The 14,508-nt window shown below is 72.2% G+C and carries 14 protein-coding genes; 4 read left to right on the forward strand and 10 right to left on the reverse strand.

From position 1 onward, the window contains the following. Window positions 1-13: 13 nt before the first annotated feature. The 3 genes from ACOKM3_RS30455 to ACOKM3_RS30465 all read right to left on the reverse strand — a co-directional run bounded on the left by ACOKM3_RS30455 (window position 14) and on the right by ACOKM3_RS30465 (window position 2,966). The gene (locus ACOKM3_RS30455) at window positions 14-1,522 is read right to left on the reverse strand and encodes a glutamate synthase subunit beta (protein ID WP_426904212.1); all 1,509 of its coding nucleotides are present in this window, start codon (window positions 1,520-1,522) and stop codon (window positions 14-16) included. Window positions 1,523-1,600: 78 nt separating this feature from the next. Continuing rightward, entirely contained in the window at window positions 1,601-2,086 is a 486-nt protein-coding gene (locus ACOKM3_RS30460) for an anthrone oxygenase family protein (RefSeq protein WP_426904213.1), read from the reverse strand. 61 nt (window positions 2,087-2,147) lie between these two features. Then, on the reverse strand, window positions 2,148-2,966 hold the full coding sequence (locus ACOKM3_RS30465; protein ID WP_426904214.1) for a DUF2293 domain-containing protein: 819 nt from the start codon (window positions 2,964-2,966) through the stop codon (window positions 2,148-2,150). A gap of 35 nt (window positions 2,967-3,001) precedes the next feature. Here ACOKM3_RS30465 and ACOKM3_RS30470 point away from each other — a divergent pair, with 35 nt between their 5' ends. Beyond that, complete coding sequence (locus ACOKM3_RS30470) at window positions 3,002-3,643, forward strand: nucleoside/nucleotide kinase family protein (protein ID WP_426904215.1); 642 nt, start codon at window positions 3,002-3,004, stop codon at window positions 3,641-3,643. A gap of 43 nt (window positions 3,644-3,686) precedes the next feature. On the opposite strand, the gene ACOKM3_RS30475 is transcribed toward ACOKM3_RS30470, so the two are convergent. Further along, window positions 3,687-4,814: a magnesium and cobalt transport protein CorA gene (locus ACOKM3_RS30475; protein WP_426904216.1), complete on the reverse strand. Its 1,128-nt coding sequence runs from the start codon at window positions 4,812-4,814 to the stop codon at window positions 3,687-3,689. Between the two features lie 205 nt (window positions 4,815-5,019). Between ACOKM3_RS30475 and ACOKM3_RS30480 the strand changes: the two genes are divergently transcribed. Then, complete coding sequence (locus ACOKM3_RS30480) at window positions 5,020-5,820, forward strand: methyltransferase domain-containing protein (RefSeq protein WP_426904217.1); 801 nt, start codon at window positions 5,020-5,022, stop codon at window positions 5,818-5,820. Between the two features lie 790 nt (window positions 5,821-6,610). Here ACOKM3_RS30480 and ACOKM3_RS30485 read toward each other — a convergent pair. From ACOKM3_RS30485 to fdhA, 3 genes are all read right to left on the reverse strand, one after another. Further along, on the reverse strand, window positions 6,611-7,552 hold the full coding sequence (locus ACOKM3_RS30485; protein ID WP_426904218.1) for a carbohydrate kinase family protein: 942 nt from the start codon (window positions 7,550-7,552) through the stop codon (window positions 6,611-6,613). Continuing rightward, window positions 7,549-8,454: a pseudouridine-5'-phosphate glycosidase gene (locus ACOKM3_RS30490; protein ID WP_426904219.1), complete on the reverse strand. Its 906-nt coding sequence runs from the start codon at window positions 8,452-8,454 to the stop codon at window positions 7,549-7,551. The genes ACOKM3_RS30485 and ACOKM3_RS30490 overlap by 4 nt, the downstream gene beginning before the upstream one ends. A gap of 181 nt (window positions 8,455-8,635) precedes the next feature. Then, the gene (fdhA, locus tag ACOKM3_RS30495; protein ID WP_426904220.1) at window positions 8,636-9,862 is read right to left on the reverse strand and encodes a formaldehyde dehydrogenase, glutathione-independent; all 1,227 of its coding nucleotides are present in this window, start codon (window positions 9,860-9,862) and stop codon (window positions 8,636-8,638) included. Between the two features lie 206 nt (window positions 9,863-10,068). Between fdhA and ACOKM3_RS30500 the strand changes: the two genes are divergently transcribed. Further along, window positions 10,069-10,446 carry a cupin domain-containing protein gene (locus ACOKM3_RS30500; protein ID WP_426904221.1) on the forward strand — a complete coding sequence of 126 codons (378 nt, stop codon included), beginning with the start codon at window positions 10,069-10,071 and terminating at the stop codon, window positions 10,444-10,446. A gap of 51 nt (window positions 10,447-10,497) precedes the next feature. Here the strand turns inward: ACOKM3_RS30500 and ACOKM3_RS30505 are convergent, their stop codons facing one another. The 3 genes from ACOKM3_RS30505 to ACOKM3_RS30515 form a co-directional block, all read right to left on the reverse strand. After that, window positions 10,498-11,781, reverse strand: coding sequence for an MFS transporter (locus tag ACOKM3_RS30505; RefSeq protein WP_426904222.1), 1,284 nt, complete (start codon window positions 11,779-11,781; stop codon window positions 10,498-10,500). A gap of 62 nt (window positions 11,782-11,843) precedes the next feature. Beyond that, window positions 11,844-12,416 (reverse strand): methylated-DNA--[protein]-cysteine S-methyltransferase, encoded by a 573-nt coding sequence (locus ACOKM3_RS30510; protein WP_426904223.1) that lies wholly within the window; start codon window positions 12,414-12,416, stop codon window positions 11,844-11,846. 41 nt (window positions 12,417-12,457) lie between these two features. Continuing rightward, window positions 12,458-13,333 carry a glycerophosphodiester phosphodiesterase gene (locus ACOKM3_RS30515; protein ID WP_426904224.1) on the reverse strand — a complete coding sequence of 292 codons (876 nt, stop codon included), beginning with the start codon at window positions 13,331-13,333 and terminating at the stop codon, window positions 12,458-12,460. Between the two features lie 270 nt (window positions 13,334-13,603). Here ACOKM3_RS30515 and ACOKM3_RS30520 point away from each other — a divergent pair, with 270 nt between their 5' ends. Then, window positions 13,604-14,455, forward strand: coding sequence for an MHYT domain-containing protein (locus tag ACOKM3_RS30520; protein WP_426904225.1), 852 nt, complete (start codon window positions 13,604-13,606; stop codon window positions 14,453-14,455). The last annotated feature ends 53 nt before the right edge of the window (window positions 14,456-14,508 follow it).

Below are 14,508 nucleotides of genomic sequence, written 5' to 3' on the forward strand. Positions count from 1 at the left end.
CGGTCCGGGCCACTCAGACGGTCATCGGGCGGTCGTGCGCCCCGATCGGCTCCGGCAGTTGCGTCCGCCCCGTCAGCCAGCGGTCCACCGCGGCGGCCGCCGCCCTTCCCTCGGCGATCGCCCACACCACGAGTGAGGCGCCGCGCCCCGCGTCACCCGCGACGAACACGCCCGGCACAGCCGTCGCGAAGGCGGCATCGCGCGCGAGACGGCCCCGCTCATCCACATCGAGGCCCAACTGGTCGATGAGGCCACCGGGTTGACGCTCGGGCCCGTGGAAGCCGAGCGCGAGCAGCACCAGATCGGCGGGCAGCGTCCGCCCCGTTCCCGGCAGCGGCCGGCGCGCCGCGTCCACCTCCACGAGGTGCAGCGCACGAACATGTCCCGCGGCGTCCCCTGTGAGGCGCAGTGTGGAGGCGGCGAAGAGCCGGGCGTCCGCGTCGGCCGCCGGAGCCGTGCGCAGCTCACCGGCCTCCTCGTGCGCGGCGGAGAGCCGGTACAGCTTCGGGTACGTCGGCCAGGGCTCGACGTCCTCGTCGCGCGCCTCGTCCGGCCTGTCGTAGATGTCCAACTGCGTGACGGACGCGGCCCGTTCGCGGACCGCCGTGCCCAGGCAGTCGGCGCCGGTGTCGCCGCCGCCGACGATGGCGACGTGTTTGCCGGTGGCGGAAAGGTGTGACTCCTGGGTCTCTCGCGGCGGGTTCTTCCCGTTCTCGTACGTGCGGTTGGCCCACGGCAGGTACTCCATCGCCTGCTCGACCCCTGCCAACTCCCGGCCCGGAACGTCGAGTTCGCGCCATTTCGTGGCCCCGGTCGCGATGATCACGGCGTCGTAGCGGGACCGCAGGTCGGCGGCTTCGAGGTCCCGGCCGATCTCCATCGACGTACGGAACCGCACACCCTCCTTGGCCAACTGGTCGAGCCGGCGGTCCAGATGGTGCTTCTCCATCTTGAACGCGGGGATCCCGTAGCGCAGCAGCCCGCCGGGCCGGTCGTCCCGCTCGTACACGGCGACCGTGTGCCCGGCCCGAGTCAACTGCTGCGCGGCCGCGAGCCCGGCGGGACCCGAGCCGATCACGGCGATGGTCCGCCCGCTGTGCCGCTCGGGCGGCTGCGCTCCGACGAAGCCCTCGTCCCAGGCCCGGTCGGCGATGGCGACCTCTACGTTCTTGATGGTGACGGCCGGCTGGTTGATGGCGAGGACGCAGCCCGCCTCGCACGGGGCGGGGCAGAGGCGGCCGGTGAACTCCGGGAAGTTGTTCGTGGCGTGCAGGCGCTCGCTCGCCGCCTGCCAGTCGTCCCGCGAGACCAGGTCGTTCCACTCGGGGATCAGGTTCCCCAGCGGGCACGCCTCGTGGCAGAACGGGATCCCGCAGTCCATGCAGCGGTCGGCCTGCGCCTCGACGATCGGCAGCAGGCCGCCGGGGACGTACACCTCGTCCCAGTCGCGGACCCGCTCCCCGACGGCGCGGCGCGGCGCGTCCTGCCGGGGTGTGGTGAGGAAGCCCTTGGGGTCGGCCATGGCCGTCTCCCTACGCCGTGACTGCTGGCTCTGGCTCTTTTCGTCACGATACGTCGGGTGGGCGCGGGTCGCCCGAGCTCAGGTCAGGGCGAGCACGAAGAGTCCCGAGGCCGCGGCGCCCGTCGCGGCCCGTACGTGGTTCCACCGCACCCACTCGGCGAGATACGTCCGCCACTGCGCGGCGCTGCTCTCGGACTCCTCGTCGCCGGAGAGACCGGCGAGCGCCGCGTTGCGCGGCACGTTCGCCAGCACCGTCACGCCGAAGGTGCCCGCCAGATACAGCGCGCAGCCGAGCAGCAGCTCGACGGTGCCCGCGTCGGGCCAGAGCACGAACGTCACGACCGCGATCACCGCGCACAGCACCGCCGCGCCGAGAAAGACCACCATGAACGGCGGCGCGAGGGCGGCGATATTGATGGTGTTCATCGCGGCGATCGCCTGCGCGGCGGGCAGCGCGCCAAGGCCGCGCATCACGAACGTGGAGAACGCGATGAACACCCCTGAGCTCACCCCGCACCAGACCGCCCCCAGCACGACCAGTGCGAAATACGGACCTTCGATCATGCGCCCCCCTTACAGGAGGGATCATGCCGCAGTTTGTCGGTTGTGGACAGTGATTTCACGATTACATTGAGCGAACGGTGCCGGTTGTGGCGGTTTCGTGGAGTGCGGCGGGGGCGGTGGAGTCGTCGAGGGTGACGGGTGCGGTGGGTGGGGCGGGAGCGGTGGGACGGGCGGGAGTCCGTCGCTGCCACTCGTCGAGTACCGCCGCCACGGCCCCGGCCACCCGGGTCCGCGCCTCCCTCCGGGGCACGCCCTCCATCAGCAGCCGGTCGTAGGGCGTGTCCACATGGCGCACGGCGGCCCGCACCGCGGCCGCGACCGCCCCCTCCGACAGCGCCCGCCCCGCCGCACTCCGGCCCACCCGCCCGCTCCCGCGCGCCCCGGCATGCGCGGCGATCGCCGCCGCCCGGTCCTCGGGGCAACCGGGAAACAGCCGCCGGATCCGCGCCGCGAACTCCGCCACGAACACCGCGTCCTGCGCCGCCCGCCGCGCCGCGTCCCGCGCCCGCCGCCGGGCCCGCGCCTCCGCGTCGGCCAGGCAGCGCGCCTCGGCCCGCGCGAGCGCCTGCTCCTCGACGAGCACGCCCTGCCGCTCGTACCGCCCGCGCCGCCGATGGAAGCGCACGACGACGGCCGAGAGCGCGCTCTCCTCGCGCGCCCTGCGGGTCAGCGCCGTGTCCCCGCGCGGCAGGAACACGAGGTGTCCCAGGTCGGCGCAGTCCAGGCAGCGGGGCTGCCCGCCTTCCAGGGTCAGGAGCCCGAGCGGCCCCCGACGGCAGGCGCCGCACCGCTTGCGGTTGACCGGCTGGAAGACGAGGGGGCTGCGCGCGACGACCGGCGTGTCTCCGGGCGGGGGTGGTGGTGGGGTGGCTCTGGTCATACGGGCGTGATGCCCGCCCGGGCGTGCCCTGCATCATGGAGTGCGTGCGACTCGAAGCGATCACCTGGGAACGGCTCGGCGACACCCTCGCCGAGCGGCTGCTCGACCTGAAGCCGGCCGACGGCGGCCCGTGGGTGAAGGTCGCGTTCGACGGAGCGCCGGCCGCCCGCCCCGGCGAGCTCGCGGCGCTCGTCTCCGAGGCCCTGCGCGTTCGCGGCCGGTCTTCGCTCACGGTCGGCACGGAGGGTTTTCTGCGCCCGGCCTCGCTCCGGTTCGAGTACGGGCACCGGGACGTCGAGGCGTACTACAGCGGCTGGTTCGACACGGGCGCCCTGTGGCGCGAGGTGTTCGGACCGCTCGAACCGGACGGCACGGGCCGCGTCCTGCCCGACCTGTGGGACCCGGTCACGGACCGCGCGACCCGCAGCGGCTATGTCCAACTCCCGCCCGGTGGAGTGTTGTTGATGCACGGCCCCCTCCTCCTGCACCACTGGTTCCCCTTCGACCTGACCGTTCACGTGAGCCTGTCGCAGGGCGCGCTGCGGCGACGTACGCCCGAGTCCGAGCAGTGGACGCTCCCGGCCTTCGAGCGTTACGACTCCGAGACGGACCCCGCGGCGAGCGCCGACGTCGTCGTCCGCGCGGACGACCCGCGCCACCCGGCGTGGAGCGGGTGACCGTCCCGCGCGGTGAGGCTCCGTGCGCGTGCGACTCCGTGGCTCACAGCCAGCCGTTGCGCTTGAACCCCCGGTAGACCACGAAACAGATCACCGCTATCACGGACATCATCAGCGGATAGCCGAACCGCCAGTGCAGCTCCGGCATGTTCTCGAAGTTCATGCCGTAGACGCCGCAGCCCATCGTCGGCACGGCCACGATCGCGGCCCACGCCGTGATCTTGCGCATGTCCTCGTTCTGCGCGACCGTCACCTGCGCCAGATGGGCCTGCAGGATCGAGTTGAGCAGTTCGTCGAAGGACGCTATCTGCTCCGCCGCCCGCAGCAAGTGGTCCGACACGTCGCGGAAGTACGCCTGTATCTCGGGCGGCACGGCGGGGAAGGGGCGACCCGAGAGCTCCTGTATCGGCCGGGACAGCGGCACCACGGCCCGCTTCAACTCGAGCAGCTCGCGCTTGAGTTGATAGATGCGGCCGGGGTCGGCCTTCGCGCCGTTCTGCGCGAAGACGTCCGCCTCGACCTCGTCGATGTCCGCCTGGACCTCGTCGATCACCGTCAGGTAGTCGTCGACGACGCTGTCCGCGATCGCGTGCAGCACCGCCGCCGGGCCCTTGGCCAACTGCTCAGTGTCCGCTTCGATGCGCTCGCGCACGGGACCGAGGGAGCCGTGTCTGCCGTGCCGCACCGTGATCACGAAGTCCTGGCCGAGGAACACCATGATCTCGCCGGTGTCCACCACCTCGCTGGTCGCGGTGAGCTCCGCGTGGTCGACGTAGCAGACCGTCTTCAGGACCGCGAAGAGCGTCTGCCCGTACCGCTCCACCTTGGGTCGCTGGTGCGCGTGCACCGCGTCCTCGACGGCCAAGGGGTGCAGGTCGAACAGCTCGGCGATGTCCGCGAACTCCAGCTCCGACGGCTCGTGCAGCCCCAGCCAGACGAATCCGTCCGCCGCCTTGCGCACCGCGCGCACCGACTCGACGAGATCGCTGTCGCCCGACTCGCGCACGCCCTCCCGATAGGTCACGCAGTTGACCACCGCGGAACCCAGCGGGGAGCGCGACGGGTGGCTCAGGTCGACCTTGGGCGTGCGCCGCGCGAGCCGCGCGACCTTGCGCAGGCGGCCCACCCTGCGCAGACCGCCGACCTTTCGCAGATTGCCCGCCATCGACATGCTCGGCCCCTCCCGTTTCCCATCCGCATTCGGCGTGCTTCCGCCGCGTCTCCGTCGTGTCTCCGTCGTGTCTCCGTCGCGAAGGTGACTTGGCGGGCCAGTCTGCCAGCGGTCACCGACAGTGTGTCCACCCCTGTGGGAACGGAGTGCTCCGTTCCGCTGTGCAATGTCCCGTATCCAATGATTGGGCTGGGATGATCGGTTCATGATGCGATCAGGCGAGCACGCGTACCTCCTCGACAACCAGCAGCCGGAGGCGGGGCGGCGCTTCGACGCCTTCTCGGTCCTCTTCGACCCCACGACGTTCCGGCACATCGAGCGTCTCGGTATCGGTTCCGGCTGGCGCTGCTGGGAGGTCGGGGCGGGTGGTACGTCGGTGGTCTCGTGGCTCGCGCGGAAGGTCGGGCCGACCGGCCGGGTCCTGGCCACCGACATCGACACGTCCTGGCAGACGGCCACGCCCCGGACGCCCGTCGAGGTGCGGCGCCACGACATCGGCGTCGACGAGCCGCCCGCGGAGAGCTTCGACCTGGTGCACGCGCGGCTCGTCCTGGTCCATGTCCCGGACCGGGAGCGGGCGTTGGCGTCCATGATCCGTGCGCTGCGTCCCGGCGGGCGGCTGCTCATCGAGGACGCCGACCCGGCGCTTCAGCCCCTGCTCTGCCCGGACGAGGTGGGGCCCGCGCAGGAGCTGGCCAACCGCCTGCGGCACGGCTTCCGTTCCCTGCTCGCCGAGCGTGGCGCCGACCTGTCCTACGGCCGCAAGCTGCCGGGGCTGCTGCGTGCGGCGGGGCTGCGGCAGGTCGAGGCGGACGCGTACTTCCCGCTGGCGTCACCGGCCTGTACGGCGCTGGAGACGGCGACGGTCGGGCAGATCCGCGCCCAGCTCGTGACGGCGGGCCTGGCGACGGACGCCGAGATCGACCAGCACCTGGCGAATGTGGCCGAGGGCACGATGGACCTGGCGACGGCGCCGCTGATCTCGGCGTGGGGGCGGAAGGGGTAGGGCTTCCGGCGGGGCCTTGTCGCGATCTGCCGCGCCGCGGCTCTTCGCCTGTTGCGGCCGATCGCCCTCCGCCACGGGGCTCCGCCTGTTGTGGTCGATCGCCCTACGCCACGGGGCTCCGCCCCGGACCCCGCGCCTCAATCGCCGGCGGGGCTGATTGTGCCGAACCGGCGTCACGCCCTCGGGGCTCCGGCCCGGCCCCCCCGCTCATCTCCCAGCCACCCGCCCCCTCCGGGGCGTCGGCCCGATGGGGTGCCGCACCACGCCATGGGCAACCTCCACCAGCCGCGGATCCCTACCGGTTACGGTCGAGGCCCGCCCCACCTCGGGCAGTCTGGCGCCGGCCACGGCTCCCTGCCCGTCGCGGTCGACGCTGCTCCCGCCCTGGGCAGTCTGGCGCGTCATGGCTCCCGACCCATGGGGTTCGGCTGCACCCGACTTGGGCAACGCCCACCACGGTTCCCTACCCGCTGCGGTCGACCGCACCCGACTTGGGCAACGCCCACCACGGTTCCCTACCCGCTGCGTTCGGCCGCACCCGACTTGGGCAATCTGCCGCCTGGGGCGGCAGGGTGGGCAAGGCGGCGCACGGTGCCGCGCAACCGTCACGACAGGCGTCGACCCCGGCAAAGCGCGAACCCCGGTGCCGCGAATCCCTCACCGAGGGCGTTCACCCCGGTGCAGCTCAAAGCCCCGGTGCCGCGCCTCGGCCCCGTGGGCGTTCACCCCGGCGCAGCTCCAGGACCCCGGTGCCGCGCAACCGCCCCACCGGGCCCGGCCCACCGCCCAGTCACCGCCCGGGTGGCCTCCCGCCCACGACCCCCACCGCCACGCCCCCGGCCCCGCACCCCTCACCCACCGCCTCCCGCCACCCCGCCCCCCGAAGCCGCGCAGCGAGCACCGCTCCGGTGAAAGCGTCCCCCGCCCCCGTGGAATCCCGCACCACGACCCCCGCCGCCGCGCCCACCCTCTCGCGCACCACCCCGCCCCGCGCCACACACGCCCCCGCCGCCCCCTCCTTCACCACCACCACAGGAAACCGCCCGCTCAACTTCGCCGCCGCATCCGCCGCATCCGCCGCGCCCGCCGCACCCGCCGCCCCCGGCTCCCCGCTCAGCAGGACCGCCTCGTCCCGGCTCGGCACCAGCACCTCCACCCCGTCGACCAGCGCAAGGAACCGCTCGACCCCGAGCTCCCGCAGGAAGCCCGTCGACGCCGGATCCAGACTCACCGGCACACCACGCGCGCGTGCATCGGCCACCGCGGCGGACACCAACTCCCGCCCGGCGGCGGAGAAGCACAGGTACCCGGACAGATGGAGCAGCCCTACCCCGTCGAGCAACTCCGGCGACCAGTCCTCGGGCCCCGCCCGCCGCGAAGCCCCACCGTCCGCCAAGAACGTCCGCTCACCCCCGGCACCCGCGTCCACGAGGCAGATCACGGTCCCGGTCGGCGCCTCCGCGTCCACCACGAGCCGCGGCCGCACCCCGCACCGTACGAGCTCCTCCTCGTGCCACCGCGCGGAATCCACGCCGACCCGCCCGAGCAACACGACGTCCCGGCAGCCCTGGTACGCCGCCCAGCACGCCACATTGGCCCCGGCGCCACCCGGCACCGTACGGACCTGGGCCGCCGTGTCCGTACCCGTCGCAAGCGGCCCACGATGCCGCGCGACGACATCCGTCACGACGTCGCCGACCACCAGCAACGCCCCGCCGACGGTCCCCGTCACACCGCGGCCCAGGCCACCGCGACGCGCGCGGCGAGCCGCACGTTGCCGCGTACCGCCGCCAGGTTGGCCTCCAAGGACGCGCCCTTCGTCCGCCGCGCCAAGTAGTCCAGCAAGAACGGCGTCACGGCCTGTCCTCCGACGCCCTGCCGCTCGCACTCCCGCAGCCCGCTCTCCAGCACGCGCGCGTGCAACGCCGGATCCAACTGCTCCGCTTCCGGTACGGGATTGGCGAGGATCAACGCCGAATCGCCCGCCGCCAGGTCGTCCTGGGCCCGCATCACGGCCGCCACCTCGCCCGGAGAGCGCAGCGTCCAGTCCACCGGCTCGCCCGAGTCGGCGAGGTAGAAGCCGGGGAAGCGCTCGGTCCGATAGCCCGCCACGGACACCCCCAGGGTCTCCAGACGCTGCAACGTCGCGGGCACGTCCAGGATCGACTTGACCCCGGCGCACACCACGGTGATCCGGGTCCGCGCGAGCAGTCCCAGGTCCGCCGACTCGTCCTGCGTCTGCGTCCACCCCCGGTGCACCCCGCCGAGCCCGCCCGTGGCGAACACCCGCAACCCGGCCAGCGACGCGAGCAGCGCCGTCGCCGAGACGGTCGTCGCTCCGCTCGCGCCCGTCGCCAGCGCCGGTGGGAGATCGCGGTGGCTGAGCTTGCGGATCGCGTCGTCGTTCGCCACCCGCTCCAACTGCTGCTTGTCCAGGCCGACATGCGGCCGCCCGTCGAGCACCGCGATCGTCGCGGGCACGGCACCCTCGTCGCGTACGAGCTTCTCCAGTTCGTGCGCGACCCGCAGATTGCGCGGTCTCGGCAGCCCGTGCGCGATGATCGTCGACTCGAGGGCCACCACCGGGCGCCCCGCCCCGACCGCGTCCCGCACCTCCTCCGAAACGATCAACATGCCTCCGCCTCCGGTCAGTTGACTGCCACCTCTGACATCTTCCCCTGCTCCACTGACATCCCTGGCGGACGCGCGTCGCCCCCAAACGCGCCACGAACCGGAAAGTGGGCCCCACGCGCGCGTGGAGCCCACTTCCCTCGGCCGACCGCCCCTCAGGACGGCCTCACCGGCGTCACCGGCCTCAGACCGGTCGTACGCCGCTCAGCACACCGTGCGGATCGAGTACGTACTTACGGCTCGCCCCCTGGTCGAACTCCGCGTAGCCGCGCGGCGCGTCCTCGATGCCGATCACGGTCGCGTTGACGGCCTTCGCGATGTGCACGCGCTCGTGCAGGATCGCCATCATCAGTCCCCGGTTGTACTGCATCACCGGACACTGCCCCGTCGTGAACTGGTGGCTCTTCGCCCAGCCGAGGCCGAGCCGCACCTTGAGCGTTCCGGTGCGCGCGTCCTGGTCGACGCCGCCCGGATCGTCGGTGACGTACAGGCCGGGGATGCCGAGCGCGCCACCGGCCGCCGTGAGCCCCATCAGGGAGTTGAGGACCGTGGCCGGCGCCTCGGGCGCGTCCGGGCCGTGCGCGCGGGCCTCGAAGCCGACCGCGTCCACGGCCGCGTCCACCTCGGGGACGCCGAGGATCTCGGCGACCTGCTCCTCCACCGTGCCGCGCGTGAGGTCGACCGTCTCGCAGCCGAAACTCCGTGCCTGCGCGAGCCGTTCGGCGTTCATGTCCCCGACGATCACGACGGCCGCGCCGAGCAGCTGCGCCGAAGCCGCCGCCGCGAGCCCGACGGGCCCTGCCCCGGCCACGTACACCGTCGAACCGACCTTCGTGCCCGCCGTCACCGCGCCGTGGAAGCCGGTCGGGAAGATGTCGGAGAGCATGGTCAGGTCGAGGAGCTTCTCGCGCGCCTGGTCGGCGTCGGGGAAGCGCAGCGCGTTGAAGTCCGCGTAGGGGACCATGGCGTACTCGGCCTGACCGCCGACCCAGCCGCCCATGTCGACATAGCCGTAAGCCGCCCCGGGCCGCGCCGGGTTGACGTTCAGGCAGATGCCGGTCTTGCGCTCCTTGCAGTTGCGGCACCGTCCGCAGGCGATGTTGAACGGCACGGAGACGATGTCCCCGACGTCCAGGAACTCGACGTCCGGGCCCTTCTCCACGATCTCGCCGGTGATCTCGTGCCCCAGGACGAGGCCCTCGGGCGCCGTGGTGCGGCCGCGCACCATGTGCTGGTCGCTGCCGCAGATGTTGGTGGCGAGCACCTTGAGGATCACGCCGTGCCGACAGGTGCGGCCCACGTTCGCCGACGCCACCCCCGGCCCGTCCTTCAGTTCGAGCGTCGGGTGCTCGATGGTCCTGACCTCCACCGCTCCCGGCTTGAGATATGCGACTGCCCTGTTTCCGCTCATGCCTGATCGCCGTCCCTTCGGCTCCGTGACTCGCTCTGCGGGATGCTCCGGCTGTGCGCACGGCGGAGTCTGCTACCGAAACGGCTTTCTGAGGACCCTTCCGGTCAGGGTTGTTGAAGTCTCGACGAGCCGTCCAGTCGGCAGGGCCCGTACGGCACAGGCCGTCCAGTGAGAGGAGGGGCGCAGGTCATCTACGGTGACTGGCCATGACCACGAATGATCAACCACCCGCAACCGCCCTCGGCTCCTTCGCCGTCCGTGTCCCGGACGTGGACCTCGAGCCCGAGCCGCTCGACCCCGCCCAGATCGTCTCCGGCACCCCCGAGGTGACCGGCAAGGTGCTGTGGGAGTCGGCCGACGGCAAGCAGCTGCGCGGCATCTGGCAGATCACGCCCGGCGTGGTCACCGACACCGAGGCGAACGAGCTGTTCGTGGTCGTCAGCGGCCGCGCCACCGTCGCCGTCGAGGGCGGCGAGGACCTGGAGCTCGGCCCCGGCACGGCTGCCGTGCTGCGCGAGGGCGACCGGACGACGTGGACCGTGCACGAGACACTGCGCAAGGCGTACCACATCACCCTGAGCTGACCCGCGTACGAACGTCCTCTCCCGCTACGGGTGTTGGACCCGCCACTCCGGCTACGGGCGTTGGGCCCGCCGCGTGAACAGGGCCAACGCCCCGAGCGGGAGCAGCAGGCACGCCGCGGCCAGGTTCAGCCACGCGTAGCTCGCCGTCGCCATCACGAGGCCCGCCGCCGCGCCGCCGATACCCGCCGACAGGCTCATGGTCAGATCGGAGAGCCCCTGCGCGGCGGCCCGCGCGGCCTGCGGCACGGAGTCGGTGAGCAGCGCGGAGCCCGCGACGAGACCCGCCGACCAGCCGAGCCCCAGCAGGAACAGCGCCGCCGCGCTCTGCCCGTGATGCCCGCCCGCGGTCCCGGCGAGCAGCGCCGCGCACGCGAGCAGGCCCACCGCGAGCCCGATCACCGTGAAGCGCCCGAACTTGTCGGCGAGACGGCCCATCACCGGCGAGAACGCGTACATGCCCGCGATGTGCCCACTGATCACGAGCCCGATCAACTCGATGCCCGCGCCGTGGTGTTCGAGGTCCACCGGGGTCATCGACATGACGGACACCATCGCCGTGTGCGACACCGCCACCGTCACCAGCGCGAGCCGCGCGCGTGGAGACGCGGACACGGCCGCGAACCCCGCCCGCACGGAGCGCGCGGCGGGCGACTGGTCCTCGGCGGGAGCCAGGGACCGCGCGGTCAACAGCGGGTCGGGGCGCAGCAGTACGTGCACCACGGCCGCCGATATCAGGAACACCCCGGCCGCCCACACGAACGGTCCGGCCTCCGCCGGTATGCCGAGTCCGGCGACGCTGCGGCCCGCGGGCGCCGCTATGTTCGGGCCGAGGACGGCGCCGATGGTGGTGGCCCACACGACGGTCGAGATGGCGCGGGCCCGCCGGTCGGGCTCGGCCAGGTCGGCCGCCGCGTACCGGGCCTGGAGGTTGGCTGACGAGGCCGCGCCGAAGCCCATCAGGCCGATGAGCAGCAGCGGAAAGCTCCCGATCACCGCGGCGACGACGGTGACCACGGCCCCCAGCGTGCCGATCAGATAGGCCAGTACGAGGCCGGCCCGCCGCCCCCGCGCGTTCATCAACGCGGCCAACGGCACCGACAGGACCGCGGTCCCCGCGACGCTCGCCGTGGACGCGAGGCCGGAGAGCGCCTCGTCCCCGCTGACCTTCTTGGCGAGCACGGCGGCCAGCGCGATCCCGGTGGCGGTCCCGAGCCCGCCCAATATCTGCGAGGCCACGAGCACCCGCTGCGTACGCTGCTGCAGCAGCCCGGTCCCCGGACCAGGCCCCGGTTCCGCGGCCTTCGGCCGATCCAGCCGCCCCTCATCCGTGCTCAACGCACACCCCCGCCCCGATCAACCCCGCGGACCGCGCGCGTCCGCCCCGCCCCAGGAAGGTCTCAGAACAACGGCTCGGGCAACACCCCTTCCAGCGCGAGCAACTTGCGCTTCGTCTCGAGTCCGCCCCCGAAGCCGCCGATCCCGCCGTCGCGCTCCACGACCCGGTGGCACGGCACCACGACCGGCAGCGGGTTCGACCCCATCGCGAGGCCCACGGCCTGCGCGGCTCCCGGCTGTCCGACCCGGTGGGCCAGATCCCCGTACCCGACGACCGCCCCGTACGGCACCCCGGCGAACAGCTCGCGCAGCACCTCCCGGTTGAACCCGGAGATCAGTGACCAGTCGAGCGGCACCTCGAACGCGCGCCGACGGCCGGCGAAGTACTCCGCGAACTGCCGTATCGCCTCGGCGAGCAGGGGAGATTCGGGCGCCTCGACGGGCTCGGTCCCGAGGCGGGAGCCGAGCCGGTCGAGTGCCTTGTCCCGCACCGCGTCGGTGGCGTGGAAGACCACGTTCACCAGACCGGCGTCCGTCGCGGCGAGCAGCAGCGGGCCGATGTCACTGCGCACGACGGCCCACACGGCCTGCCGCGGCGCGGCGGGAGTGGTCTCGCTTGGTCCAGTGGCGTTCATGCCGACCACGGTACGGCCGGGCACTGACAACGCCCGGCGGGTCAGCCGCCGACGGCCTTGCGCACCACGTCAGGGGCGTTGCTGATGATCCCGTCGACGCCGAAGCCGGCCACCTTCTGCGCGGTCTTCGCGTCGTTCACGGTCCAGGTGTAGGACTCGAGCGGTTTGCCGTGCGGGCCCTTGAGCGCGTGCACCGACTTGACGTAGTCCGCCGAGATCGTCGTGTGCGAGGGATTGATCTGGTCGGCGAACTTCGCGTACGCGGGCAGCTCGGAGACGGCGGGTGTGCCGAGGAAGCCGGTCTTGATGTCGGGGCGCAGCGTGTGCACGGTGCGCACGCTGTCCGCGCTGAAACTCTGGACGATCAGCCGGTGGCGGACGTCCCAGGAGTCGAGCCAGCCGTCCCGGCGCAGCTCGCGCAGGATCTGCACCTCGATGCCCGGGTACAGCTCGGGCGACTTGATCTCCATGAGCAGCTTCTGGTGGTTGTGGTCGACGCGCCGAAGGTACTGGTGGAGCGTCGGGATCCGCGACCCGGTGTACTCGGCGCCCTTCCAGCTGCCCGCGTCCAGCTTGGCGATCTCGGCGGAGGTGAAGTCCGCCACGTTCCACGGGGAGCGGTCGGGATAGACCTGCTCGACGTTGGTGGTGCGGGCCAGCGTGGTGTCGTGGAGGACGACCAGGGCGCCGTCCTTGGTGCGCTGCACGTCGTTCTCGACCCAGGTGATGCCGAGGGCGTGCGCCCTGTCGATGGCTGCCAGGGTGTTCTCGGGTGCGTACGCGGAGGCACCGCGGTGGGCGACGACCACGGTTCTGTTGTGTGCGGGGGCGGCTTGTGCGGCGGTGGGCAGGACCAGGACACCGATGACGACGGAGCCCGCCACTGAGGTCAGAGCGGCTGCTGCGCGTGCGTGCACGTGTGCTCCTCATACGTCGTGGGATCACGGACTGTACGAGATTGACAGCTGAGAGCGAACGAAAAGTAGGCGCAGGATGGTCACGAGTTGAATGGAGTCACTCAAGTGCGGTCGACCCCCGTGTCGTGCGGCCGGTTTCTTTGCCGGAAAATCGTTCGAACGTTCCCGTGTGCGCTTTAATCTCTGCCTCACCCGCGGTCGCCCCGGCCGCCGCGCGCGAAGGGACGAGCTGCACATCTCACGGAAATCCAGGCGGAAGGGCTGTCACGCATGCAGGGTTCGGTCGACGGCTTCAGTTACGGGCTCGTCACACCGGTCGTGGCCTACCTCATGGCCTGCCTCGGAGGGGCCCTGGGACTGCGCTGCACCACCAGATCCCTGCTCGTCGCCAACACCTGGCGGGTGGGTTGGCTCGCGCTGGGCTCCGCGGCGATCGGCTCCGGGATCTGGACCATGCACTTCATCGCGATGATGGGTTTCAGCGTGGAGGGCATGCCGATCCGCTACGACCCGCTGATGACGTTCGCGAGTCTCGGTGTGGCCGTCCTCATGGTCGGCATCGGCGTCTTCATCGTCGGCTACAAGGGCGCGACCGGCGCCGCTCTGTTCACCGGAGGCACCATCACGGGCCTCGGAGTGGCGTCCATGCACTATCTCGGAATGGCCGGAATGCGTCTTCACGGGACGATCAGTTACAACACGTTCACCGTGGTCGCCTCCGTGGTCATCGCCATGGCGGCAGCGACCGCCGCCCTGTGGGCGGCCGTCCAGGTACGGGGCATCATGTGGAGCGTCGGCGCGAGCCTCGTCATGGGGCTCGCCGTCTCGGGGATGCACTACATGGCGATGGCGGGGGTCAGCGTCCACGCGCACACCGGTGCCGCCGGTTCCCTCGGCGGGGACTCGGCCACCGCCATCCTCGGGCCCATGCTGATCGGCCCGCTGAGCTTCCTGCTCCTGGCCGGGGTGGTCGTCGTCTTCGACCCGATGCTGGTCACGGGCCGCCCCGACTGGCGTGACAGCCGAGCGGCGAAGGACCGGCTCGGGACCCCCGCGCCGACCGCCTCGCGCCTGCGCCGCCCCCTCGGGCGATCGGCGTCCCGCGCACCGCAGGACTGGTGACCCGGAGCCCCTGAAGGCCGGGCCCCACAGCGGTTCGGGCCCGGTTGTCAGTG

The organism is Streptomyces nidicola (assembly GCF_050106155.1).
Taxonomy (GTDB): domain Bacteria; phylum Actinomycetota; class Actinomycetes; order Streptomycetales; family Streptomycetaceae; genus Streptomyces.

Excerpts from the sequence above, each read along its gene's own strand:
- ACOKM3_RS30465 (WP_426904214.1), bottom strand. The coding sequence starts at position 2,966 with ATGACCAGAGCCACCCCACCACCACCCCCGCCCGGAGACACGCCGGTC.
- ACOKM3_RS30480 (WP_426904217.1), top strand. The coding sequence starts at position 5,020 with ATGATGCGATCAGGCGAGCACGCGTACCTCCTCGACAACCAGCAGCCG.
- ACOKM3_RS30475 (WP_426904216.1), bottom strand. The coding sequence starts at position 4,814 with ATGTCGATGGCGGGCAATCTGCGAAAGGTCGGCGGTCTGCGCAGGGTG.
- ACOKM3_RS30520 (WP_426904225.1), top strand. The coding sequence starts at position 13,604 with ATGCAGGGTTCGGTCGACGGCTTCAGTTACGGGCTCGTCACACCGGTC.
- fdhA (WP_426904220.1), bottom strand. The coding sequence starts at position 9,862 with ATGAGCGGAAACAGGGCAGTCGCATATCTCAAGCCGGGAGCGGTGGAG.
- ACOKM3_RS30510 (WP_426904223.1), bottom strand. The coding sequence starts at position 12,416 with ATGAACGCCACTGGACCAAGCGAGACCACTCCCGCCGCGCCGCGGCAG.
- ACOKM3_RS30455 (WP_426904212.1), bottom strand. The coding sequence starts at position 1,522 with ATGGCCGACCCCAAGGGCTTCCTCACCACACCCCGGCAGGACGCGCCG.
- ACOKM3_RS30460 (WP_426904213.1), bottom strand. The coding sequence starts at position 2,086 with ATGATCGAAGGTCCGTATTTCGCACTGGTCGTGCTGGGGGCGGTCTGG.
- ACOKM3_RS30470 (WP_426904215.1), top strand. The coding sequence starts at position 3,002 with ATGGAGTGCGTGCGACTCGAAGCGATCACCTGGGAACGGCTCGGCGAC.
- ACOKM3_RS30500 (WP_426904221.1), top strand. The coding sequence starts at position 10,069 with ATGACCACGAATGATCAACCACCCGCAACCGCCCTCGGCTCCTTCGCC.
- ACOKM3_RS30490 (WP_426904219.1), bottom strand. The coding sequence starts at position 8,454 with ATGTTGATCGTTTCGGAGGAGGTGCGGGACGCGGTCGGGGCGGGGCGC.